Genomic DNA, 23,126 nt, shown 5'->3' with positions numbered 1-23,126 from the left:
CTCTGCTGTTGGCGAAAATTAACAGCGAGAACAAAGTGGCAAGACAGATCTGAAAAGATTTTGTCCCCTTCGTCTAGAGGCCTAGGACATCACCCTTTCACGGTGAGTACAGGGGTTCGAATCCCCTAGGGGACGCCAGACATGGCGTCGCTTCGACAGAAGCGAAGCGGGTCGGCAAGAGCGTAACCGACGCTTGTCGATCAGGTGCAGGAAGTGGAGCGGTAGTTCAGTCGGTTAGAATACCGGCCTGTCACGCCGGGGGTCGCGGGTTCGAGTCCCGTCCGCTCCGCCAGATCGAGAGCCCGTTCAGGCTGCATGTGAACGGGCTTTTTCGTTAAAGGTGTAAGCAGTACGTTGTCCCCTTCGTCTAGAGGCCTAGGACATCACCCTTTCACGGTGAGTACAGGGGTTCGAATCCCCTAGGGGACGCCAAGACAAAGCGTCGTTCGGCCGAGTGCCGAGACGATGCGCCGGCAGGAAGCAACCGACGCCTGCCAGGCAAGCAGCAAGACTGGAGCGGTAGTTCAGTCGGTTAGAATACCGGCCTGTCACGCCGGGGGTCGCGGGTTCGAGTCCCGTCCGCTCCGCCAAATCGAAGCCCGTTCAGGCATGCCTGAACGGGTTTTGTTTTTGCCCCGCACGTTTTCGAGGCGAACGATGTGGCGCGCCGTTGCCGCATGCGTGCAAATCGGCATTGCAACGTGCGCCGGCTGCGCTATCGTGGCGGTGACGCAGGTTTTGCGAATATGCCATGTCCGATTCCGCCGCCGTTCCTCTCGTTTACCTGCTGCGTCCCGCCGAGCAGGGCGATTTCGAGTTCGCGGAAGCGCTCACGCACGGCAACATGAACGCGTACTACCAGCGCCACGGTCTCAGGTGGCGCGCGGATCTCTTTTTTGCGAGCTGGCGCGATTCGGAAAACTTCATCCTCGAGCTCGACGGTGTGCCGATCGGCCTGTTGAGGATTACGGAGGAAGGCGATTCGCTGCACATCCGCGACGTGCAGATCGCGCCGGGGCACCGGCAGCGCGGCGCCGGCACGTATCTGCTCGAATCCTCGCACCGTTTCGCGAAGGCGCGCGGGCTGCGCGAGACGCAACTGCGCGTGTTCGTCGACAATCCGGCTGCGCGGCTGTACCTGCGAATGGGGTATCGGCTCGCGGGGCCGCGTCTCGCGCAGTTCGGATCGATCCGTCATATGGCGCGACCCGTGTCCTGATCGTGGCCCGAACGAGCGCGCGGAACCGCCTCGGTCCGCCGGACGAGCGAGATCGCATCGTGCGGACTTCGTTCGGGCTGCATTCCTCGGGGACGGCGGACGGCATCGTTCGATCCTTCCGTTGTCATCCGGTTCTGCCGCGCCTGGCCGCAAGTGCCCCTATCCTGAAGACTTCAGCGACTTGCGCAACCGAGCTCACAGCAGCGGTTCCGCATCCCCATCATCGAACGATGCAAGCTCCGTCGCCGCATGCATGTCGCCGCGCTGAATGAACGCGCGCGGGCTCGCGCCGAACGCGCGCCGGAACATCGCGGAGAACGCGCTCTGGCTCTGGTAGCCGAGTTCGCGCGCAATGTGCGACAGCGGCCGCCCCTGATTCAGGAGCGGAATCGCGCGCGCGAGCAGCGCCTGCTGACGCCATTGCGAAAAGCTCACGCCGAGCTCCTGCTTGAACAGCCGCGCGATCGTCCGCGTGCTCGCGCCGACGCGCGCCGCCCAGTGCTCGAGCGACTCGCCCTGCGCCGGATGCGCGAGCACCGCTTCGCACAGCGCGCGCAGCCGCTTTTCGGTCGGCATCGGCACCGCGAGCGGCAACGGCTCGGCGCGCGTGAGTTCGTCGAGCACGAGCTCGGCCAGCAGCCGCTCGCGCGAGCGGTTGAGCGAGCGCGCCTCGAGCGCGACGATCAGCTCGCGCAGCAATCCCGACACCTCGACGACCCGGCACGCGTCGAGCCCGTCCGGCACCGCCGATTCGTCGACGTACAGCGTGCGCAGATACGCGTCCTCGACGATCACGACTTCGTGCGGAATTCGCGGCGGCACCCAGATCGCGCGCGACGGCGGCACCATCCACGTCGAGCCGGCCGTCGCGAGCCGCAGCACGCCGCGCGACGCATACGCGAGCTGCGCCCACGCGTGCATGTGCTGCGGCACGCGCACGCCGGCCGCGATCGCGCGGGCGCGCACGCGCATCGGATGCGAGCGCGTCGGCGCGAATTCCGCCGGAACGTCGATCGTGGCGGCGGGCGGCGGCGCCAAAAGGGGAACGGACGGGCTCATCGATGATCGAAGACGGGGCGGATGGTGCGTCCGGCTATTGTAGGGCGAGCCTTCTACCCGCCGCAGCGGGAATTTTCTTCGCCGATAATGCCGGATCGACACCCTACGACCATCCAGGAGACTTCGACATGATGTTCGCCACCACCGACCTTTGCGACGCGAACGAAGACCGCCTCGCGGCCGGCACGCTGCGCGTGCTCGAGTCCGTGTTCCGCTCGTTCGGCGGTGTGCGGCGCTTCGCGGGGCCGGCCGCGACGCTCAAGCTGTTCGAGGACAACACGCTCGTGCGCGCGGCGCTCGAGCAGGGCGGCGCGGGGCGCGTGCTCGTCGTCGACGGCGGCGGCAGCCTGCGCTGCGCGCTCGTCGGCGGCAACCTCGGCAAGCTCGCCGAGAAGAACGGCTGGGCCGGCATCGTCGTGAACGGCTGCGTACGCGACTTGGACGAGCTCGCCGAATGTCGCGCGGGCGTGCTCGCGCTCGCCGCGCATCCGCGCAAGAGCGACAAGCGCGGCGCCGGCGTGAGCGACGTGCCCGTCGACGTGCGCGGCACGCGCATCGTGCCGGGCGACTGGATCTACGCGGACGCCGACGGCGTCCTCGTCAGCGACGACGCGCTGCTCGAGTGACACGGCGGCGTGCCGGTTCGATGGCGCGACTGAAACAAGGAAGGAAGATGCGATGCGCTACGTATTCTGCTACGGGACCCTGAGAGCGGGCGAGATCAACGACATCGGCCGTGCGGCGGCGACGCACGGCATCGCCGCGCCGATGCTCGTCGGCGCCGTGGCGGTGACGGGGCGGCTGTACGACTTCGGCAACTATCCGGGGATGGTCGCCGACGGCGGCCGCGATCTCGTCTGGGGCGACGTCTACGCGATCGACGAGCGGCTCGTGCCGGTGCTCGACGAGATCGAGGAGGTCTATCCGGGCATCGAGGGGCTGTTCTTGCAGCAGCAGGCATCAGTCGAGCTCGGCGGGCGCCGGTACGATTGCCTGTATTACCCGGTCGGCGCGCATTCGGTTGCGGGCAAGCCGCGGATCGAGTCGGGCGACTGGGTGCAGTATCGCCGCGCGCGCGTCGCGTGACGCCTCGCGGCGGCGCTCGAAGCCTTGACGAACCGTGCCAAGAGGCTGACGCTCGGGCGTCCAAAGGCTGCGGAACAAAAATGGATACCCGTGTCCGATGCGGAACGCGGAACGCCATACCGTCATCGCCTACGGCGGCCTGAAGCCGAGCCCGCGTGCAAGGGCGCGTCGTTCAGCCGGCCGATCCGCGAGCGGCAGGTGGCGCATCGACCCCGCCTGCCGCCCGCGTCGTTCAGATCTCCTCGTAGAGCGGCAGCGTCAGGAACTCGGTGAAGTTCTCCGACGTCGACATCTGCTCGAAGATCGCCGCGGCGCGAACGTACGGCGCCGTGTCGCCACCGACGACCTGCTTCACGTTCTCGAGCTCGACCTTCGCGTACTCGCGCACGAGCTCGGCCGTGACCTTGCGGCCGTCGTCGAGCGTGCCCTTCGGCGAGCGGATCCACTGCCACACCTGCGAGCGCGAGATCTCGGCCGTCGCCGCGTCTTCCATCAGGTTGTGGATCGGCACGCAACCGTTGCCCGCGAGCCACGAGCCGAGGTAGTGGATGCCGACGTTGATGTTGTTGCGCAGGCCGGTTTCGGTGATCGGCGCTTCCGGCTGGAAGTCGAGCAGGTTCTTGCCTTCGATCTGCACGTCGTCGCGCTGTTTGCCGATCTGGTTCGGCTTGTCGCCGAGCACCTTGACGAACTCCTCCATCGCGAGCGGCACGAGCCCCGGGTGCGCGACCCAGCCGCCGTCGTAGCCGTCGCCGGCGTCGCGCGCCTTGTCCGCGCGCACGCCCGCCATCGCGCGGTCGTTCGCCTCCGGATCGTTCTTGATCGGAATCAGCGCGCTCATCCCGCCGATCGCGGGCGCGTTGCGCTTGTGGCAGGTCTTCAGCAGCAGGAGCGCGTAGGCGCGCATGAACGGCACCGTCATCGTGATCTTCGCGCGATCGGCGAGGCAGAAGTCGCGGTCGTTCTTGAACTTCTTGATCGCCGAGAAGATGTAGTCCCAGCGGCCCGCGTTCAGGCCCGAGCTGTGCTCGCGCAGCTCGTGGAGGATCTCGTCCATCTCGAACGCGGCGAGGATCGTCTCGATCAGCACGGTCGCGCGGATCGTGCCGCGCGGGATGCCTACCGCTTCCTGCGCGACGACGAAAATGTCGTTCCAGAGGCGCGCCTCGAGATGGCTCTCCATCTTCGGCAGGTAGAAGTACGGGCCGGAGCCGCGCGCGATCAGCTCCTTCGCGTTGTGGAACAGGAAGAGGGCGAAGTCGAAGACGCCGCCCGACACGCGCTGGCCGTCGACCGTCACGTGCTTCTCGTCGAGGTGCCAGCCGCGCGGGCGCACGATCAGCGTCGCGATCTTGTCGTTGAGCTTGTACGACTTGCCGTTCTGCTCGAGCGAGATCGTGCGGCGCACGGCGTCCTTCAGGTTGATCTGGCCGTCGATCTGGTTGGCCCAGCTCGGCGCGTTCGAATCCTCGAAGTCCGTCATGTACGAATCCGCGCCCGAGTTCAGCGCGTTGATGATCATCTTGCGCTCGACGGGGCCCGTGATCTCGACGCGGCGGCACTGCAGGTCCGCGGGCAGCGGAGCAACCTTCCAGTCGCCTTCGCGAATCGATTTCGTCTCGGCGAGGAAGTCGGGGCGCTCGCCGGCGTCGAGGCGCTTCGTGCGCTCGGCGCGCGCCGCGAGCAATTCGCGGCGGCGCGGCTCGAACTGGCGATGCAGTTTCGCGACGAGTTCGAGCGCCTCGGGTGTGAGGATCGCTTCGTAACCGGGCTTGATCTCGCCCGTGATCGCCATGCCTTGCGGCAGCTTCAGCGTCGTGGTCATCGGTTTTCTCCTTGGTCGGTCAGTGACTGAGTGATGCAAATGCGTGAATCTGGTCCGCGCCGCGTCAGGCGGGCGCCGGGCGCGTGCGGCCGGCCGCTTTCGCGGCGGCGGGCGGCGCGTCGAGAAAGGCGAGCAGCTCGGCCATCCCGGCGCCCATGCCCGAGGGCGCTGCGCCGAGCTCCTCGAGCGGCGCGCCCGTGCGGTTCAGCCAGAAGGTCCGGTAGCCGAACCAGCCGGCGCCCGCGACGTCCCAGCCGTTCGACGACACGAACGCGATGTCGGTCGCGGCCGCATCGAACGCCGCCGTGCCGAGCGCATACGCGGCGGGCGACGGTTTGTACGCGCGAACCGCGTCGACGGACAGCACGCGATCGAAGAGGCCGCTCATCCCGGCGCTCTTGACCGCGATGTCGAGCATCTGCGGATTGCCGTTCGACAGGATCGCGAGCTTCGGCGGCGCGCTGCGCGCGCGTAATGCGCGCAGCGTCGGCACCGTGTCCGGATACGTCGACAGGCACGCGTATTCGTCCATCAGCCGCTTCTCGGCCGCGGCGGGCAGCACGAGGCCGAGCGCGCGCGCGGCAAAGCGCAGCCCGTCGAGCGTCAGGTCCCAGAACGGCCGATAGCGCGCGCCCGCCGGATCGGCGAGCGTGCGCAGTTGCGAGTATTCGATCTGTTTGCGCCGCCAGAGCTGCGACAGCGCCTCGCCGCGCCCCGGAAACATTTGCTCGGCCGCGGCGACGACCGCGTGCACGTCGAACAGCGTGCCGTACGCGTCGAAAAGAATCGCCTTCGGGAAGGCGGGCGGGGTACCGGGCATGACGTCGCGCTCCACGATCAGAGGTCGAAATCGATTCTATTAGTGATGGCATGAACTAAAAAAGACAGTAATCATCACTTGATCTTTTACTTTTTGATATCTAATCTGGAGCGACTTCGGGTTTGACGGGGCGGCCGGTTCGCGCCGCCCGCATACGGGATGGATCGCTTCAAACAGATCGAAACGTTCGCCGCGGTTGTGGCGAAGGGCAGCCTGTCGGCGGCCGCGCACGCGGAAGGGGTCGCGCCCGCGATCATCGGCCGCCGGCTCGATGCGCTCGAGGAGCGGCTCGGCGTGAAGCTGCTTGTGCGCACGACACGCAAGCTCACGTTGACGTTCGAAGGCTCGGCGTTCCTCGAGGACTGCCATCGGATCATCCACGACATGCAGAACGCCGAAGCGAGCGTGTCCGCGGGCGGCGTGAAGGCGAGCGGGCACTTGCGGGTGTCGGCGCCCGCGGGCTTCGGCCGGCGTCACGTCGCGCCGCTCGTGCCCGCGTTCACGGGCGCGCATCCGGACGTGTCGGTCACGCTCGATCTGTCCGACCGGATGGTCGATCTCGTCAACGAGGGGTTCGATTGCGCGGTGCGGCTGGGCGAGCTGCCCGATTCGTCGCTCGTGTCGCTGAAGCTCGGCGAGAACCGGCGCGTGTGCGTCGCGTCGCCTGCGTATCTCGCGCGCGCGGGCACGCCCGAGACGCTCGCCGATCTCGCGCGCCACCACTGCCTCGCGCTCGCGGCGAACGCGAACCAGCAGCGCGGCTGGACGTTCGTCGACGACGGCGAGGTGGCGTCGATCCGCGTGTCCGGCACGATGGAATGCTCCGATGGCGCGGTGCTGCATGAATGGTGCCTCGAAGGCCACGGCCTGGCGTGGCGCTCGTGGTGGGAAGTCGGCGCGGACATTGCGGCGGGCCGGCTCGTCAGCGTGCTCGACGCGTTCGCCGCGCCGCCGATCGGCATTCACGCGGTGTTTCCGCAGCGCCGACACCTGCCGCTCAGGGTCCGGCTCTTTCTCGATTTTCTGAAGCACACATACGAGCGTCCAGGCTACTGGGGATGACGCCCGCACGGCGGCGGCGCTCGCCTTCGCCGCGCGCGCGCCGTCCTTGCGCATCGTTTCGGCGCGCGGTGCTTGCGCCGAATACGTACCCGAATTCGCACCCGATTGCGCGCGTTTCCGATATGAGGGCGAACCCTCTAGCGGGTTCGGCGGCGCGGATTCGCGCACTACAATCGAATCACCCAGCGTCCGCGCGGGCTGCCCGGCATCGGCTGCCCGCCGCGGGTACGCCCGCGTCCGGACGCGCCGCAGTTGCCGACGGAGGTCGCCATGTTCAAGCACATCCTGGTTCCGACCGACGGGTCCGAACTGTCGAGGAAAGCGATCGACGGCGCGATCGATCTCGCGCAGGCGGTGGGCGCGCGCGTGACGGCCTACGCGTGCCTGCCGCAATATCCGTACTCGCCGTTTTCCGAGGTCGTGATCGAGCCGCCCGCCGATTTTCGCGAGCGCAGCGAGCGCGAGGCGCGCGCGCATCTGGACGAGGTCGAGGCGGCCGCGCGGCGCGCGGGCGTGGCGTGCGAGTCGGCGACGAGCGTGCACCCGTCGCCGTATCTCGGCATCATCGAGGCCGCGGAGCGGGGCGGCTGCGATGTGATCTTCATGGCGTCGCACGGCAGGCGCGGGCTCGGCAGCCTGTTGATCGGCAGCGAGACGCAACGCGTGCTGACCCATACGAAGATTCCTGTGATCGTCTATCGATAGCGGGCCGCACGCAGCCGGACGATCGGCGGCAATGCGTCGCGCAAAAAAATAGGCGCGCCGGGCAGGGGCCGGCGCGCTCGAATGTCCGCGGCGTCGAAAGACGCTGCGCGCCCTGGGCAGGCATGGCGCAACCATGCGCGCGGCGGGCGGGTTCTCCCTGATAGGGTCTTGTCTTTTGCCGGGGCGCGCGCCGCGACGGCTCGTGGCCGCGCGCGGCACGTCTGTGCCTGCGCCTGTCGGCGCTCAGGCGACTTTCTGGCCGTCGAAGAATTGTTCGTCTTCGGTCGAGCCGTGCAGCGCGGTCGTCGACGCTTCGCGCTCGACCGTCTGCGTCACCGCGTCGAAGTAGCCCGTGCCGACTTCGCGCTGGTGCTTGACCGCGGTGAAGCCCTTGTCGGCCGCCGCGAACTCGGCCTGCTGCAGTTCGACGAACGCGCTCATCTGCGTGCGGGCGTAGCCGTGCGCGAGGTTGAACATCGAGTAGTTCAGCGCGTGGAAGCCGGCGAGCGTGATGAACTGGAACTTGTAGCCCATCGCGCCGAGTTCCTTCTGGAACTTCGCGATCGTCGCGTCGTCGAGGTTCTTCTTCCAGTTGAACGACGGCGAGCAGTTGTACGACAGCAGCTTGCCCGGGAACTGCTTGTGGATCGCTTCCGCGAACTTCTTCGCGTACTCGAGATCCGGCTTGCCCGTTTCGCACCAGATCAGGTCGGCGTACGGCGCGTACGCGAGACCGCGCGAGATCGCCTGCTCGAGGCCCGGCTTCGTGCGGAAGAAGCCTTCGACCGTGCGCTCGCCCGTCAGGAACGGCTTGTCGTTGTCGTCGATGTCGGACGTGATCAGGTCGGCCGCTTCGGCGTCGGTGCGCGCGACCAGCACGGTCGGCGTGCCCATCACGTCGGCCGCGAGACGCGCGGCCGTCAGCTTCGCGACCGCCTCGCGGGTCGGCACGAGCACCTTGCCGCCCATGTGGCCGCACTTCTTGACCGATGCGAGCTGATCTTCGAAGTGAACGCCCGACGCGCCCGCCTCGATCATCGCCTTCATCAGCTCGAACGCGTTCAGCACGCCGCCGAAGCCGGCTTCCGCGTCAGCGACGATCGGCGCGAAGAAGTCGACATAGCCTTCGTCGCCCGGGTTCTTGCCTTCCGACCACTGGATCTGGTCGGCGCGCGTCAGCGTGTTGTTGATGCGCTTGACGACGAGCGGCACCGAGTTCGCCGGATACAGCGACTGATCCGGGTACATTTCGCCTGCGACGTTCGCGTCGCCCGCGACTTGCCAGCCCGACAGATAGATCGCCTTGAGGCCGGCCTTCACCTGCTGCATCGCCTGGTTGCCCGTCAGCGCGCCGAGCGCGTTGACGAACGGCTCGTTGTTGACGAGCGTCCAGAGCTTTTCCGCGCCGCGCTTCGCGAGCGTGTGCTCTTGCTGGACCGAGCCGCGCAGGCGCACGACGTCTTCAGCCGTGAACGCGCGCTTGATGCCCTTCCAGCGCGGATCGGTTTCCCATTGCTTTTGCAGTTCCTGAACCTGTTGCTGACGCGACATGATGCGTACTCCTTGAGTGGTCGTTGCCTGAAGAGAAGAAATCCTTGACTTTGCGAAGCGGGCGGCGCGGTTTGGATCAAGCGGTTCCCTTCGTTAAGTCTTGTATAAGAGTCTAGGCAAATCGACTGCGTCGAGACAGGGGCTTTTTCACAAAGATATAAAAAAATTATTCCATAAAAATCAAATGCTTGCTTCGTTAATTTCTTATTGCGGAATGTGGTTTCCCATGCTGCAACGGTCTTGGTTGTGCCACGCAGCATGACTTTTTACGACGCAAAAGATTTTTTCGTATCGTGAAATCTCGGGCGCAAACAAAAACCGGCGCGAATGCGCCGGTTTTCGAGGGGAAGGCGGACACGTCCGCGCCGCGAACGTGTCCGCCGATGGCCGCTTACGCGGCCGAGTTGCCGCGTCGCGGGCCGCCGCGCTGGCCGTCGCCGCGGCGCGCGCCGTAGCCTTCGCGGTTGCCGCTGCCCGGCTTGCCGCTCCAGCCGCCCGAGCGGCCGCCGGCCGGCTTGCCGCCGAACCGGCGGCCGCCATTGCCGTTGCCGCCCGGACGGCCGCGGCCGTTGCCGCGATCGTTGCGCGGCGGCGGCGCCTTGCGCGGCTCGAAGCCTTCGACGACGTTCACGGGCAGCGGCGCGCGCACGAAGCGCTCGATGCGCTTGAGCGCGCCTTGCTCCGCGTGATGCACGAGGCTCACCGCGGTGCCCGAGCGGCCCGCGCGGCCCGTGCGGCCGATCCGGTGCACGTAGTCCTCGGCGAACTTCGGCAGGTCGTAGTTGAACACGTGCGTGATGCCGGGGATGTCGATCCCGCGCGCGGCGACGTCGGTCGCGACGAGCACGCGCACGCGGCGCTCGCGCAGCGCGCGGATCGTGCGGTTGCGGGCGCCCTGCGGCAGATCGCCGTGCAGCGCGGCCGACTGGAAGCCGGCGTCGGCGAGGCGGCCGGCGAGCTGGTCGGCGTCGATCTTCGTCGCGGTGAAGATGATCGCCTGGTCGAGCGCGACGTCGCGCAGCAGGTGGTCGAGCAGGCGATCCTTGTGATCGCGGTCGTCGACGTAGTGCACGGTCTGCGCGATGTTCGAGCGCGATTCGATCTTCTGCGTGATCTCGATGCGCTCCGGATCCTTCAGCAGGCGGTTCGTGAGCGAGCCGATCTTGCCGTCGAGCGTCGCCGAGAACAGCATCGTCTGGCGCGACGCGGGCGTCGCGGCGACGATCGTGTCGATGTCGTCGATGAAGCCCATGTCGAGCATGCGGTCGGCTTCGTCGAGCACGAGCATCTTCAGTTCGGACAAATCGATGCGGCCGCGCTCGAGGTGGTCGAGCAGGCGCCCCGGCGTCGCGACGAGGATCTCGGGGTTCTTCGCGAGCAGCATCAGTTGCTGGCCGTACGCGACGCCGCCGAGGATGCTGACCGTGCGCAGACGGCGCAGGTGCTTGCCGTACGTCGACGCGGCCGTCGTCACCTGCATCGCGAGCTCGCGCGTCGGCGTGAGGACGAGCAGGCCCGGGCGCGCGACGGGTTGCGGGCGGCGGCTGCGGCGCTCGCCAGGCTGTCCTTCGCGCGGCGCGCGCGGCTGCAGCGCCTGCGTCTTTTGCAACTGCGCGAAGCGCTCGATCGCGGGCAGCATGAACGCGGCCGTCTTGCCCGAGCCCGTCGGGCTCGACACGAGCAGGTCGCGGCCTGCGATGCCGGCCGGGATCGCGCGCTGCTGGACGGGCGTCGGCTTCACGTAGCCGGCCGCCTGCAGCGCGGAGACGATCTCCGGCGACAGGCCGAGCGACGCGAACGTCGGTTCGTCCGGCGCGGCGTCGCCGAGGTCGCTCGTGGCAGGCTGCGCGGCGGCGGGCAGGCCGAGCGCCTCGTCGGCGATTGCGTTGAGCGGGCTGAGGGAATTGCTCGAAGTCATGTCAATCCTTGAAACACAGTGGGTCGAACGCCGCGCCAATCGCGCATACCCAAGTCGACGGATTCATCGAGCAAATCGGGAAACGTGGCGATTGTCCGCATGTCGACGACGTGCGGACAACAATTTCGTTAGAAGCTGTTTTTGGGTGCGGCGCGCATCGGGTGCGCATGCCGCCAGCCTGAGACTTGACAGCCCGCAAGGGGCCACGCAGGAAGGGACAGGTTCTAAACTGGATTGGAGCGAAACGCTATGGAACGCTGGCGAAGAGGGCTGCCGACCTTGGCAGGCAGAGCCGCCCGTCGCGATGCGCAGCCCGCATCATACCGTTTTTTGCTGCGCCGCGCCACCGTCGATTTCGCACGCCGCGGGCGCGTTGCGGGCGATAGGCCGGCCGACGCGCGCGCCTTCAGGACGCGGTGCCGTTCTTCAGCGATTCGACGAGCTCGACGTATTGCTTCTTCGCATCGTCCTGCGACGTGCCCTTCAGCGCTTCCCACGCGTCGTACTTGTACTTGCCGACGATGTCGGTGAAGCCCGGCTTGTCGCCGTGCGCGTCGCCGTCGGTCGCCTGCTTGAAGAGCGCGTAGAGGCGCAGCAGCGTCAGGTTGCCGGGGCGCTCGGTCAACTGCTTCACGTCGACCTGCGCTTGCTCGAATTGGGTGGTGATGTCGCTCATGGGTGTCTCCGTAAGGGTTTCCAGGCTGGCTTTTCCAGGCCGACGATCTTAGCAAGCGGGGGCGGACGGCGGGTCGAGCGTTCCTTCCAAACCGATTCGCGCACGACAAGCGCGCGCGAATCGGGCCCGATCGCCCGTGCGGGCGGGGCGCCGCATTACAATGTCGGCCATGACGCAAACAGTGCTCCTCGCCATCGATACGTCGACCGAGTTCTGCTCGGTCGCGCTTCTCGTCGCGGCCGGCCCGGCCGCCGACGCCGCTTCCATCCGAACCTGGGTCCGCCACGAGCGCACGGGCGCCGTGTCGAGCACGCGCGTGCTGCCCGCCGTGCGCGAGGTGCTCGACGAAGCGGGCCTCGCGTTCGCCGACTGCGACGCGGTCGCGTTCGGCGCGGGCCCCGGCTCGTTCACCGGGCTGCGCACCGCGACGGGCGTCGCGCAAGGGCTCGCGTTCGGCCGCGCGCTGCCCGTCGTGCCGGTCGGCACGCTCGTCGCGTGCGCGGAGGCCGCGCGCCTGAACGCGGGCGCCGCCGCGGGCCGCGCAATGCGCGTGCTCGCCGCGCTCGATGCGCGGATGGACGAGGTCTACTGGGCCGATTACGCGTGGGACGACGCGGCGGGCGATTGGCGCGAGCTCGCGCCGGCGTCGCTCGCGGCGCCCGCCGACGTGCAGGCGCCCGATACGCCGTTCGTGCTCGCCGGCAACGCGGCTGCCGCATTCGGCGCTCGCTTGCCCGCCTTCGCGCGCGCGCAGGCGATCGATGCGGGCGCGCTGCCGCACGCGCTGCCGGTCGCGCACGTCGCGCTGCGCGCATATCGCGCGGGGCGTGTCGTGCCGGCCGATCGCGCGGCGCCCGAGTACGTGCGCGACAAGGTCGCGCAGACCACCGCCGAGCGGCTCGCTGCGCGCGCGGGCGGGGACGGGCGATGAGCGGCGTGCTGATGACCGACCGCTATCTGGCGCCGATGACGGATGCCGATCTCGACGAGGTCGTCGAGATCGAGCGCGCCGCGTACGAATTCCCGTGGTCGCGCGGCAATTTCGAGGATTCGCTGCGCAACGGCTATTTCGGCGTCTGCATGCGGCACGTGACGGGCGTGCTCGTCGGCTATTGCGTGCTGATGCCCGTCGTCGACGAGATGCATCTGCTGAATCTGTGCGTCGCGCCCGCCGCGCAGCGCGCGGGCGTCGGGCTCGCGCTGCTGCGAGAGGCGGTGCGGATCGCGCGCGCCGAGCGGCTCGACGGCGTGCTGCTCGAAGTGCGGCCGTCGAATCCGCGTGCGATCCGGCTGTACGAGCGCTTCGGCTTCGTGTCGGTCGGGCGGCGCAGGAACTACTATCCGGCGAAGCACCGGAGCCGGGAGGACGCAATCGTGATGCGTCTCGCATTGACGAAGGAGGGAGGCGCGCATGGCATTGGCTGAAGCGGCGCTCGAAGAGCTGGGGCTCGCGCCCGTGTGGGTGCGGCGCGGCATCGCGCGCGCCGGGGACGTGAACGAGGATGCAACGGGCGCGGCGCGGGAAGCCGCCGCCGCGGCGGTTGCGCAAGGGGCTCAGCCCGTGGCGTTGGATGCGTCGCGCGAGCCGGCGCATCGAAGCTCGCGCGACGGCGGGCAGGACGGGGCGCGTGGCGGCGTCGCGGATTCCGCGGCATTCGCGCGCGACGCGGCGGACCCGGCGCGCGCGTCGACGGCGCCCGCGCCGGCCGCGCGAACCGGCGGCGACGCCGGCGCGGCGGAACCCGACGAAGACATGTCGTGGTTCGATCTCGAGCCGGTGCGCGAGCCCGCGCTGCCGGATGTCGCCGCGAAGCCCGCCGCCGTCGCCGCCGGCGCCGAGCCGTCCGTCGCCGAACTCGGCTGGGACGCGCTGCGCGCGCGCGTTGCCGACTGCGAGCGCTGCCGCCTCTGCGAGAAGCGCACGAACACGGTGTTCGGCGTCGGCGACGAGAGCGCCGACTGGATGCTCGTCGGCGAGGCGCCCGGCGAGAACGAGGACAAGCAGGGCGAGCCGTTCGTCGGCCAGGCGGGCAAGCTGCTCGACAACATGCTGCGCGCGCTCGCGCTCAAGCGCGGCGAGAACGTCTACATCGCGAACGTGATCAAGTGCCGGCCGCCCGGCAACCGCAATCCCGAACCCGACGAGGTCGCGCGTTGCGAGCCGTATCTGCAGCGCCAGGTCGCGCTCGTGAAGCCGAAGCTGATCGTCGCGCTCGGCCGCTTCGCCGCGCAGACGCTCCTGAAGACCGACGCGAGCATTGCTTCGATGCGCGGGCGCGTGCACCGGTACGAAGGCGTGCCCGTGATCGTCACGTACCATCCGGCGTATCTGTTGCGCAGCCTGCAGGACAAGGCGAAGGCCTGGTCCGATCTGTGCCTCGCGAACGATACCTACCGGAACGCCGCGCCCGCCGCCGATCCGCAATGAGTGCCGCGGCGTCGCCCGTGCCGCTTCGCGCGCTGCGCGACGCGGCCGTGCGCGACCTCGCGTGGCTGCTGTCGAGCGCGAGCCTGCTCGCGCCGTCGGCAGGCGCGCCGCTCGCTCAGCCCTGGGCGAGCGTTGCCGACGCGGCGCGAACGGCCGCCTGGCTCGCCGCGCTCGACGCGCAGCCCGCGCCGCTGCACGACGCGCTCGCGCAAGCGCGGCCGGTTCGGCTCGGCCGCTACGCCGAGTGCCTGCTCGGGTTTTTCGCCGAACATGCGCCGTCGCTGCGGCTCGTCGCCGCGAATCTGCCGCTGAGGCTCAACGGCCGCACGCTCGGCGAATGCGATTTCCTGATCGAAACCGCGCGCGGCGAGCGCCTGCACTGGGAACTCGCGGTCAAGTGCTATCTGTGCGTCGCGACGTCGGGCGCCGCGTCGCTCGCCGATTTCGTCGGCCCGAATCTCGCCGACCGCTTCGATCTCAAGCGCGCGAAGCTCGTCGATCATCAACTGCTGCTCACGGCCCGCGACGAGTTCGCGTCGCTCGGCCACGCGGGGCCGTGGCGCGCGCAGATGCTCGTGAAGGGATGGCTGTTTCATCGCGCGGGCGACGACGCGAATGCGGGCGGCGCGATCGCCGATCCGCCGGAAGTCGACGCCGATCATCCGCGCGGCTTCTGGATCACGCGCGAAGCGTGGCCGGCGTTCGCGCCCGCCGCGCGGCAGGACGCCGCGTGGATCGTGCTGCCGCGCCTCGCGTGGCTCGCGCCGCGCGCGATCGGCGATGCGGACGTGGCCTGCGGGCGCTGCACGCTGCTCGCGCCGCAGGCCGTGCTCGACGAGGTCGCGCGACTACCGGGGCCGTCGCTCGTCGCCGCGCTCGCGCGCGACGCCGACGCGGTGTGGCGCGAAACCGCGCGCGGCTTCATCGTGCCCGACGATTGGCCGCAGCGTGCGATCGCGTTTGCCGCGCGCTGATCGGTGTCGATGCGCATCGGTTCGCGCCGATGCGCGCACTCGCGCGGCTTCCATTCGCGTACGCCTCGTTCGCTCGCTAAGCGGACGCCGCGACGCATCGCGCCAGAAACGTGTCTTGGAGGCCGACGGGGCTTGCCGCCTGTTCGACGCGGATGCCGCCGCGTTCGATGCGCAGCTCGCGCAGTCGGATGCGGCTCGTGTGGCGCGACGTGTCGACGCACGACGCGAGCGAGCGATTCGCGCGCGATATCCGCGGCGTCGGCGCACGCTGTCGCCGCCGGCAGCGTGTGACGATGCCGGCGAGGCACGAAGCGCGTCAAACGGCGCCAGGAGTCCGGGCGGCGAACGCGAACGTCAAGGCGAAACAGAAACAGAAGCCGAAGCCGGGCGACCCGCGCCGGCGCCTGCCCGCCGGCTCACCACCATCGATAGAAGTGATGCACGGGCCCGACGCCGTGTCCGACGTCGAGCCGCCCGCTCGCGCCGATCGCGCCCGTCAGATAGATCTTCGCATCGGCGATCGCGTCCGCGAGCGTCGCCCGCTGCGGCAGCAGCGCGGCGATCGCCGACGACAGCGTGCACCCGGTGCCGTGCGTGTTCGCGACCGGCAGCCGCGCGCCCGCGAAGCGCTGCGCGCCGCGCGCATCGATCAGCCAGTCCGGGCTTTCGCGCTCGGCGCCGAGATGGCCGCCTTTCATCAGCACCGCCTTCGCGCCGCGCGCGACGAGCGCTTCGCCCTGGCGCACCATGTCCTCCTCGGTCGTCGCGGCCGCGACGCCGAGCAGCTCGGCCGCCTCCGGCAGATTCGGCGTGACGAGATCGGCGAGCGGCAGCAATTCGTTGCGCAGCGCGTCGACCGCGTCGGGCGCGAGCAGCGCGTGCGTGCTTTTCGAGATCATCACCGTGTCGAGCACGACGTGGCGCGGTGCGTAGCGCGCGAGCGCCGCCCCGACCGCGCGCACGATCGGCGCGTTCGCGAGCATGCCGATCTTCACCGCGTCGATGCGGATGTCGTCGAACACCGCATCGAGCTGCGCGGTCACGAAGCCCGCATCGGGCGCATGCACGCCCGTCACGCCGCGCGTGTTCTGCGCGGTGAGCGCGGTGATCACGCTCGCGCCGTATGCGCCGAGCGCGGAGAACGTCTTCAGGTCAGCCTGGATGCCGGCGCCGCCGCCGGAGTCGGAGCCGGCGATCGTCAGCGCGTTGGGAATCGGTCGGGTCATGGCGGCGAGGCGGGAAAGGTTGCGGCTCAAGGGCAAGGGTGCGCAGGAGGCGATGTGCCGCTTGGCCGACGGTGGCGCGCGCTGCGGTTCAGTGCTTCGATTCGCCGATCAGCGCGACCGAATCGAAGCGGCGCTGATTCGCGACATGCAGCCGCATCACGAGCCACATCGTCAGGCACACGAACGTGCCGAACAGCACGATCACGACGCCGACCGGCACGTCGAGCCACACGAGCGCCGCGTACACGCAGAGCATCACGAGCACCGACAGGTTTTCGTTGAAGTTCTGCACGGCGATCGAATGACCGGCCGACAGCAGCACGTGGCCGCGATGCTGGAGCAGCGCATTCATCGGGACGACGAAGAAGCCGGACAGCGCGCCGACGAACATCAGGAACACGTACGCGACGAGCAGATAGAGGGGCAGGTGCAGGCGCCCGATGTGCAGCGCCCAGTGCGCAGGGAACAGCTCGCGCGAGTAGAACGCCATCAGCATCACCGCGATGCCCATCACGATGCCGACGGGCAGCACGGTGAGCGACTTGCGCAGCGGAATCCGGCTCGCGGCGATCATCGCGCCCGCCGCGACGCCGAGCGCGACCACCGCCTGCAGGATCGCGCCTTCGGACAGCGACATGCCGAGCGACACTTCCGCCCACTTGAGCACGATGAACTGCAGCGTCGCGCCCGCGCCCCAGAAGAGCGTCGTGACGGCGAGCGAGATCTGGCCGAGCTTGTCGCGCCAGAGCGCCACGAAACAGTTGGCGAAATCGGTGACGAGCTTGAGCGGGCCGTGCTGCTGCTTCGGGTAGCGCGCGCCCGTGTCGGGAATGCGCAGGTTGAAGAGCGCGGCCGTGACGTAGATCGCCATGATGACGAGCATCGCGGCCTCGGCGGGCGTGTTGATCGACGGCGGCGTGTACGCGATCACGTGCGACGCGATCTTCGGGCTGATGAGCGCGCCGCCGAGCACCGTGCCGAGGATGATCGAGCCCACCGTCGTGCCCTCGATCCAGCCGTTCGCGGCGACGAGCCGCTCGGGAGGCAGCAGTTCGGTCAGGATGCCGTACTTCGCGGGCGAATACGCGGCCGCGCCGAAGCCGACGATCCCGTAAGCGACGAGCGGATGCGCGCCGACCAGCATGATGAGGCAGCCGACCACCTTGATCGAGTTGGTGATGAACATCACGTGCCCTTTCGGGCGCGAATCGGCGAATGCGCCGACGAAGGCGGCGAGCACCACGTACGACAGGACGAAGAACAGCTTCAGGAGCGGTATCATCCAGTTCGGCGCGTGGAGGTCTTTGAGCAGGGCGATCGCGGCGATGAGAAGAGCGCTGTCGGCCAACGACGAGAAAAACTGCGCGGCCATGATGGAGTAAAAACCTTTTTTCATCTGAAGCGATGCGTTCCTCGCGGCTCGGCCGCGCGGGCCGTGCAATCGGACTTATTCCGTTCGAAATGGGTTGTGCGCACGGCTTTATATCATGAAAATACGTCAATTCGGACTAGCATGATCCCCCGATCGTTCCGCGCGTTTCCCGCGTCGCGCCCAAAAGGCGCGATAAGCTGATGATTCGCAAGCGTCTTTACTGAAATTTCCTATGCCGCGCCCGATTTCCGCCACGATCCACACCGCTGCCCTCGCGAACAACCTCACCGTCGTGCGCCGCCACGCCGCCCAGTCGAAAGTCTGGGCGATCGTCAAGGCGAACGCGTACGGGCATGGTCTCGCACGGGTCTTTCCCGGGCTGCGCGGCACCGACGGCTTCGGCCTGCTCGATCTCGACGAGGCGGTGAAGCTGCGCGAGCTCGGCTGGGCGGGGCCGATCCTGCTGCTCGAAGGCTTCTTCCGGTCGACCGACCTCGACGTGATCGACCGCTACAGCCTGACGACCGCGGTGCACAACGACGAGCAGATGCGCATGCTCGAGACGGCGCGGCTGTCGAAGCCCGTCAACGTCCAACTGAAGATGAACAGCGGAATGAACCGGCTCGGCTATGCGCCGGAGAAGTTCCGCGCCGCGTGGGAGCGCGCGCGCGCGTGCCCGGGCATCGGCCAGATCACGTTGATGACCCATTTTTCGGACGCCGACGGCGGCCGCGGCGTGGCCGAGCAGATCGCGACGTTCGAGCGCGGCGCGCAAGGTATCGCCGGCGCGCGCAGCCTCGCGAACTCGGCCGCCGTGCTCTGGCACCCGTCGGCGCACTTCGACTGGGTGCGGCCTGGCATCGTGCTGTATGGCGCGTCGCCGTCCGGGCACTCGGCGGACATCGCCGACAAGGGCCTGAAGCCCGCGATGACGCTCGCGTCCGAGCTGATCGCCGTGCAGACGCTCGCGAAAGGGCAGGCGGTGGGCTACGGCTCCGTGTTCGTCGCCGAGGAGACGATGCGCATCGGCGTGGTCGCGTGCGGCTATGCGGACGGCTATCCGCGGATCGCGCCCGAGGGCACGCCCGTCGTCGTCGACGGCGTGCGCACGCGGATCGTCGGCCGCGTGTCGATGGACATGCTGACCGTCGATCTCACGCCCGTGCCGCAGGCGGGCGTCGGCGCGCGCGTCGAGCTCTGGGGCGAGACGCTGCCGATCGACGACGTCGCCGCGCGCTGCATGACGGTCGGCTACGAGCTGATGTGCGCGGTCGCGCCGCGCGTGCCCGTGCGTGCCGAGTAAGGGCGCGCGCATGGCGAAGCAGAAGACGGTATTCGTCTGCACCGAGTGCGGCGGGCAGACGCCGAAGTGGCAGGGGCAATGCCCGTCGTGCCACGCGTGGAACACCCTCGTCGAATCGGTCGAGAGCGCGCCGTCCGCGCACCGTTTCCAGTCGCTCGCGAAGCGCGCGCCCGTGCAACGCCTCGCCGACATCGAGGCGGCCGACGTGCCGCGCTTCTCGACCGGGATCGGCGAGTTCGACCGGGTGCTGGGCGGCGGGCTCGTCGCGGGCGGCGTCGTGCTGATCGGCGGCGATCCGGGGATCGGCAAGTCGACGCTGCTGCTGCAGTCGCTCGCGCAGATCGCGAGCGAGCGGCCGGCGCTCTATATCAGCGGCGAGGAATCGGGCGCGCAGATCGCGCTGCGCGCGCAGCGGCTCGCGCTCCTCGAAGGCGGCGCGAGCGCGGCCGACCTGAAGCTCCTCGCCGAGATCCAGCTCGAGAAGATCCAGGCGACGCTCGACGCCGAGCGGCCCGACATCGCGGTCATCGACTCGATCCAGACGATCTACTCGGAAGCGTTGACGTCGGCGCCGGGCTCGGTCGCGCAAGTGCGTGAATGCGCGGCGCAATTGACGCGCATCGCGAAGCAATCGGGCACGGCGATCATCATGGTCGGCCACGTGACGAAAGAGGGCAACCTCGCGGGGCCGCGCGTGCTCGAGCACATCGTCGACACCGTGCTGTACTTCGAAGGCGACACGCATTCGTCGTTCCGGCTCGTGCGCGCGTTCAAGAACCGCTTCGGCGCGGTCAACGAGCTCGGCGTGTTCGCGATGACCGAGCGCGGCCTGCGCGGCGTCGCGAATCCGTCCGCGCTGTTCCTGTCGCAGCACACGGAGGTCGTGCCCGGCTCGTGCGTGCTCGTCACGCAGGAGGGCACGCGGCCGCTGCTCGTCGAGGTGCAGGCGCTCGTCGATACCGCGAACGTGCCGAACCCGCGCCGGCTCGCGGTCGGCCTCGAACAGAACCGGCTCGCGATGCTGCTCGCCGTGCTGCACCGGCACGCGGGCATCGCGTGCTTCGATCAGGACGTGTTCCTGAATGCCGTCGGCGGCGTAAAGATCACCGAGCCGGCTGCCGATCTTGCGGTGCTGCTCGCGATCCACTCGTCGATGCGTAACAAACCGTTGCCAAAGGGTCTGATCGTATTCGGCGAAGTCGGGCTCGCGGGCGAGATCCGGCCGTCGCCGCGCGGGCAGGAGCGCCTGCGCGAGGCGGCGAAGCTTGGCTTCACGATCGCGCTGATTCCGAAGGCGAATGCGCCGAAACAGCCGATCGACGGGCTTCGCGTGCATGCGGTCGAGCGGATCGAGCAGGCGATCGACCAGATCCGCGTGCTCGAATGAGCGCGGCGGCCGGCGGGCGCGTCCCGGTCCGCCGCCTGTCATGCGCGGATCGGGGACGTAAAACCATGTAACGTTTTGGTACGTTGATGTAACCCTTTTGCAGCCTGTTTTTTTCTATGCTTGCCCAGGTTGTCTGCCGCATGACGCGGAAAAGGGAAGCGTGTTGAAACGATCTCATCAAGCCAGTGCGCAACCGCGCACGTACAACGTGCGCGGTTGCCGCGTGTCCGAGCCGATCGGCGAGCCGTGGGGCGGCGGTTGCCGGATCGTCGAATGGATCGGCGGAGACGGGCGGATCGCCCGCCGCGTCGCCGCCATCAACGTGACCGAGGCGGAGGTCTACGCGATGATCCGCCGGCCGGTCGAAGGTCGTCGCTATCTGATGGGCGACGACGAGCAGATGCCGCGCGACACGCTGCCGCGGCGCTGACTGCCGGGCGCGGCGCGCGGCGGCAAGCCGATGCCGGCTCGCCGCGTTCGCGTTACCCGATTTTCTCCAGTTCGTCCTGCGCGCCGAGCCAGTCCGCCTCGAGCGTTTCGAGCCGGCCGTTCACGTCGCCGAGCTTGCGGATCGCGTCGGTGAGCCGCGCCTTCAGGTCGGCCGCGTAGCTCGCCGGATCGGCGACGAACGTGTCGAGCTCCGCCTTCTCCGCGTGGAGCCGCTCCATTTCCTTCTCGATCTTCGTGATGCGGGCCTGCAGCGGCTTCTTCAACTGCGATAGCCGCTGGCGCGCTTCGGCTTCCTGCCGTTTCTGATCCTTGCGGTTCACCGCAGGCGCGCCGCCGTCGGCGTCGCCCGTCGAACCGGATGCCGCCTTTGCCGCCGCGCGCTGTTGCGCCGCGTGCTGCAGCAGCCAGTCGCGATAGTCGTCGAGATCGCCGTCGAACGGCTGCAGCCGGTGCTTTGCGACAAGCATGAACTGGTCGGTCGTCGCGCGCAGCAGATGTCGATCGTGCGACACGAGGATCAGCGTGCCCTCGAATTGCGCGAGCGCCATCGTGAGCGCGTGGCGCGTTTCGAGATCGAGGTGGTTCGTCGGCTCGTCGAGCAGCAGCAGGTTCGGCTTCTGCCAGATGATCAGCGCGAGCGCGAGCCGCGCTTTCTCGCCGCCCGAGAACGGCGCGATCGGCGCGGTCGCCATGTCGCCCGAGAAGTTGAAGCCGCCGAGGAAGTCGCGCAGTTCCTGCTCGCGCGTGTCGGGGGCGAGGCGCGCGAGATGCGCGAGCGCCGAATCGTCCTCGCGCAGCGTCTCGAGCTGATGCTGCGCGAAATAGCCGATCGTCAGGCCGCGGCCGGTGCGCACGTCGCCCGAAAGCGGCGCGAGCGTGCCCGCGAGCGTCTTGATGAGCGTCGACTTGCCCTGGCCGTTCGCGCCGAGGAGGCCGATGCGCTGGCCGTTCTGGATCGACAGCGCGACGCGCTCGACGATCGGAATCTCGTCGCCGTCGTCCGCGCGATAGCCGCAGCGCACGTCTTCCATCACGAGCATCGGGTTCGGCGCGGAATCGGGCGTGCGGAATTCGAACGTGAACGCCGACGCGACGTGCGCGGGCGCGATCAGTTCCATCTTCTCGAGCGCCTTCACCCGGCTCTGCGCCTGCTTCGCCTTCGACGCCTTCGCCTTGAAGCGATCGACGAAGCTCTGCAGATGCGCGATCGTCTTTTGCTGCTTTTCGTACGCGTTTTGCTGCAATTCGAGCTGCTGCGCGCGCAGCACTTCGAATTGCGAGTAGTTGCCGCCGTAGCGCTTCACCTGGCGATTCTCGAGATGCAGCGTCACGTTGCAGACGGCGTCGAGGAATTCGCGGTCGTGCGAGATGATGACGAGCGTGCCCGGATAGCGATGCAGCCAGTCTTCGAGCCAGACGATCGCGTCGAGATCCAAGTGGTTCGTCGGCTCGTCGAGCAGCAGCAGATCCGAGCGGCACATCAGCGCCTGCGCGAGATTGAGGCGCATCCGCCAGCCGCCCGAGAAGCTCGCGACGGGCTCGCGCGTCTGCGCGAGCGTGAAGCCGAGCCCGAGCAGCAGCGCCTCCGCGCGCGCGGGCGCGGTGTAGCCGTCGGCATCCGCGAACGCCGCGTGCGCTTCGGCCTCGGCCGCGCCGTCGTGCGCGGCGGACGCCCGCGCGATGCGCGCCTCGATCGCGCGCAATGCGGCGTCGCCGTCGAGCGTGTAGTCGAGCGCGCTGCGCTCGACGGCGGGCGTCTCCTGCGACACGTGCGCGATGCGCCACGCCGGCGGCATCGAGAAGTCGCCCACGTCCGCGTGCAGCTCGCCGCGCAGCACCGCGAAGAGCGTCGATTTGCCGGCGCCGTTCGCGCCGACGAGCCCCGCCTTCTCGCCGGGATTCAGCGTGAACGAGGCCGCGTCGAAGAGCGGCTTCGTGCCGCGGGCGAGACTGAACTGATTGAAACGGATCACGGCGGGAAATGCTGAGGAAAACCGCTATTCTAGACTGCGCGCCGCCTTCGGGGGATCGTCCGGACGGCGGAGTGTGCGCACCGCGCCGAATT

Annotated in this window: 21 protein-coding genes and 4 tRNA genes; 16 read left to right on the top strand and 9 right to left on the bottom strand. The window is 68.5% G+C overall.

Annotation, left to right across the window (positions count from 1 at the left end; genetic code table 11):
• Positions 1–62 precede the first annotated feature (62 nt).
• The 5 genes from WT16_RS10365 (at position 63) to WT16_RS10345 (ending at position 1,219) form a co-directional block, all read left to right on the top strand.
• Positions 63–138 (top strand) — tRNA-Glu (locus tag WT16_RS10365).
• A 77-nt stretch (positions 139–215) separates the two neighbouring features.
• Positions 216–292, top strand: a tRNA-Asp gene (locus WT16_RS10360).
• A gap of 64 nt (positions 293–356) precedes the next feature.
• Positions 357–432: transfer RNA gene (locus WT16_RS10355), tRNA-Glu, on the top strand.
• A gap of 81 nt (positions 433–513) precedes the next feature.
• Positions 514–590, top strand: a tRNA-Asp gene (locus WT16_RS10350).
• 161 nt (positions 591–751) lie between these two features.
• Positions 752–1,219 (top strand): GNAT family N-acetyltransferase, encoded by a 468-nt coding sequence (locus WT16_RS10345; RefSeq protein WP_006026025.1) that lies wholly within the window; start codon positions 752–754, stop codon positions 1,217–1,219.
• A 195-nt stretch (positions 1,220–1,414) separates the two neighbouring features.
• On the opposite strand, the gene WT16_RS10340 is transcribed toward WT16_RS10345, so the two are convergent.
• The gene (locus WT16_RS10340; RefSeq protein WP_063533273.1) at positions 1,415–2,278 is read right to left on the bottom strand and encodes a helix-turn-helix transcriptional regulator; all 864 of its coding nucleotides are present in this window, start codon (positions 2,276–2,278) and stop codon (positions 1,415–1,417) included.
• 128 nt (positions 2,279–2,406) lie between these two features.
• On the opposite strand from WT16_RS10340, the gene rraA reads away from it, so the two are divergent.
• Together rraA and WT16_RS10330 are read left to right on the top strand one after the other, a co-directional pair.
• Positions 2,407–2,904 (top strand): ribonuclease E activity regulator RraA, encoded by a 498-nt coding sequence (gene rraA / locus WT16_RS10335; protein WP_059934569.1) that lies wholly within the window; start codon positions 2,407–2,409, stop codon positions 2,902–2,904.
• Between the two features lie 52 nt (positions 2,905–2,956).
• Positions 2,957–3,364 carry a gamma-glutamylcyclotransferase family protein gene (locus WT16_RS10330; protein ID WP_015601240.1) on the top strand — a complete coding sequence of 136 codons (408 nt, stop codon included), beginning with the start codon at positions 2,957–2,959 and terminating at the stop codon, positions 3,362–3,364.
• A 232-nt stretch (positions 3,365–3,596) separates the two neighbouring features.
• On the opposite strand, the gene aceB is transcribed toward WT16_RS10330, so the two are convergent.
• Together aceB and WT16_RS10320 are read right to left on the bottom strand one after the other, a co-directional pair.
• On the bottom strand, positions 3,597–5,189 hold the full coding sequence (gene aceB, locus WT16_RS10325) for a malate synthase A (RefSeq protein WP_006026029.1): 1,593 nt from the start codon (positions 5,187–5,189) through the stop codon (positions 3,597–3,599).
• Between the two features lie 64 nt (positions 5,190–5,253).
• Positions 5,254–6,030 carry a haloacid dehalogenase type II gene (locus tag WT16_RS10320; RefSeq protein ID WP_197486484.1) on the bottom strand — a complete coding sequence of 259 codons (777 nt, stop codon included), beginning with the start codon at positions 6,028–6,030 and terminating at the stop codon, positions 5,254–5,256.
• A gap of 138 nt (positions 6,031–6,168) precedes the next feature.
• Between WT16_RS10320 and WT16_RS10315 the strand changes: the two genes are divergently transcribed.
• Together WT16_RS10315 and WT16_RS10310 are read left to right on the top strand one after the other, a co-directional pair.
• Complete coding sequence (locus WT16_RS10315) at positions 6,169–7,071, top strand: LysR family transcriptional regulator (RefSeq protein WP_006026031.1); 903 nt, start codon at positions 6,169–6,171, stop codon at positions 7,069–7,071.
• Positions 7,072–7,341: 270 nt separating this feature from the next.
• Positions 7,342–7,776, top strand: a complete 435-nt coding sequence (locus tag WT16_RS10310) for a universal stress protein (protein WP_015601322.1) — start codon at positions 7,342–7,344, stop codon at positions 7,774–7,776.
• Positions 7,777–8,019: 243 nt separating this feature from the next.
• On the opposite strand, the gene aceA is transcribed toward WT16_RS10310, so the two are convergent.
• The 3 genes from aceA to WT16_RS10295 form a co-directional block, all read right to left on the bottom strand.
• A complete protein-coding gene (gene aceA, locus WT16_RS10305; RefSeq protein ID WP_063533272.1) occupies positions 8,020–9,327 on the bottom strand; it encodes an isocitrate lyase in 1,308 nt (435 codons plus the stop codon).
• Positions 9,328–9,718: 391 nt separating this feature from the next.
• A complete protein-coding gene (locus WT16_RS10300) occupies positions 9,719–11,245 on the bottom strand; it encodes a DEAD/DEAH box helicase (protein ID WP_063533271.1) in 1,527 nt (508 codons plus the stop codon).
• A gap of 406 nt (positions 11,246–11,651) precedes the next feature.
• Positions 11,652–11,921: an acyl-CoA-binding protein gene (locus WT16_RS10295; RefSeq protein ID WP_063533270.1), complete on the bottom strand. Its 270-nt coding sequence runs from the start codon at positions 11,919–11,921 to the stop codon at positions 11,652–11,654.
• Positions 11,922–12,090: 169 nt separating this feature from the next.
• Here WT16_RS10295 and tsaB point away from each other — a divergent pair, with 169 nt between their 5' ends.
• Genes tsaB through WT16_RS10275 form a run of 4 tightly spaced genes read left to right on the top strand, consistent with a single transcriptional unit; the run spans position 12,091 to position 15,323 of the window.
• Positions 12,091–12,852 carry a tRNA (adenosine(37)-N6)-threonylcarbamoyltransferase complex dimerization subunit type 1 TsaB gene (gene tsaB, locus WT16_RS10290; protein ID WP_197486466.1) on the top strand — a complete coding sequence of 254 codons (762 nt, stop codon included), beginning with the start codon at positions 12,091–12,093 and terminating at the stop codon, positions 12,850–12,852.
• On the top strand, positions 12,849–13,346 hold the full coding sequence (gene rimI / locus WT16_RS10285; RefSeq protein ID WP_006026037.1) for a ribosomal protein S18-alanine N-acetyltransferase: 498 nt from the start codon (positions 12,849–12,851) through the stop codon (positions 13,344–13,346). Before tsaB ends, rimI begins: the two co-directional genes overlap by 4 nt.
• Positions 13,333–14,349: a uracil-DNA glycosylase gene (locus tag WT16_RS10280; protein ID WP_015600807.1), complete on the top strand. Its 1,017-nt coding sequence runs from the start codon at positions 13,333–13,335 to the stop codon at positions 14,347–14,349. Before rimI ends, WT16_RS10280 begins: the two co-directional genes overlap by 14 nt.
• Positions 14,346–15,323, top strand: a complete 978-nt coding sequence (locus tag WT16_RS10275) for a DUF1853 family protein (RefSeq protein ID WP_063533268.1) — start codon at positions 14,346–14,348, stop codon at positions 15,321–15,323. Before WT16_RS10280 ends, WT16_RS10275 begins: the two co-directional genes overlap by 4 nt.
• Before the next feature lie 416 nt (positions 15,324–15,739).
• Here the strand turns inward: WT16_RS10275 and thiD are convergent, their stop codons facing one another.
• Together thiD and lplT are read right to left on the bottom strand one after the other, a co-directional pair.
• Positions 15,740–16,549: a bifunctional hydroxymethylpyrimidine kinase/phosphomethylpyrimidine kinase gene (gene thiD, locus WT16_RS10270; protein ID WP_063533267.1), complete on the bottom strand. Its 810-nt coding sequence runs from the start codon at positions 16,547–16,549 to the stop codon at positions 15,740–15,742.
• A gap of 88 nt (positions 16,550–16,637) precedes the next feature.
• Positions 16,638–17,945, bottom strand: coding sequence for a lysophospholipid transporter LplT (lplT, locus tag WT16_RS10265; protein WP_006026041.1), 1,308 nt, complete (start codon positions 17,943–17,945; stop codon positions 16,638–16,640).
• A gap of 208 nt (positions 17,946–18,153) precedes the next feature.
• Between lplT and alr the strand changes: the two genes are divergently transcribed.
• The 3 genes from alr (at position 18,154) to WT16_RS10250 (ending at position 21,041) form a co-directional block, all read left to right on the top strand.
• Positions 18,154–19,224, top strand: coding sequence for an alanine racemase (alr, locus tag WT16_RS10260; protein ID WP_063533266.1), 1,071 nt, complete (start codon positions 18,154–18,156; stop codon positions 19,222–19,224).
• A gap of 10 nt (positions 19,225–19,234) precedes the next feature.
• A complete protein-coding gene (gene radA / locus WT16_RS10255) occupies positions 19,235–20,611 on the top strand; it encodes a DNA repair protein RadA (protein WP_059934575.1) in 1,377 nt (458 codons plus the stop codon).
• A gap of 163 nt (positions 20,612–20,774) precedes the next feature.
• Complete coding sequence (locus WT16_RS10250; RefSeq protein WP_009912854.1) at positions 20,775–21,041, top strand: DUF2866 domain-containing protein; 267 nt, start codon at positions 20,775–20,777, stop codon at positions 21,039–21,041.
• A gap of 52 nt (positions 21,042–21,093) precedes the next feature.
• On the opposite strand, the gene WT16_RS10245 is transcribed toward WT16_RS10250, so the two are convergent.
• A complete protein-coding gene (locus WT16_RS10245; RefSeq protein WP_063533265.1) occupies positions 21,094–23,034 on the bottom strand; it encodes an ATP-binding cassette domain-containing protein in 1,941 nt (646 codons plus the stop codon).
• Between the last annotated feature and the right edge of the window lie 92 nt (positions 23,035–23,126).

Source organism: Burkholderia sp. MSMB1589WGS, from assembly GCF_001636105.1.
Lineage (GTDB): Bacteria > Pseudomonadota > Gammaproteobacteria > Burkholderiales > Burkholderiaceae > Burkholderia > Burkholderia humptydooensis.
This window is presented reverse-complemented; position numbering and strand designations above follow the sequence as displayed.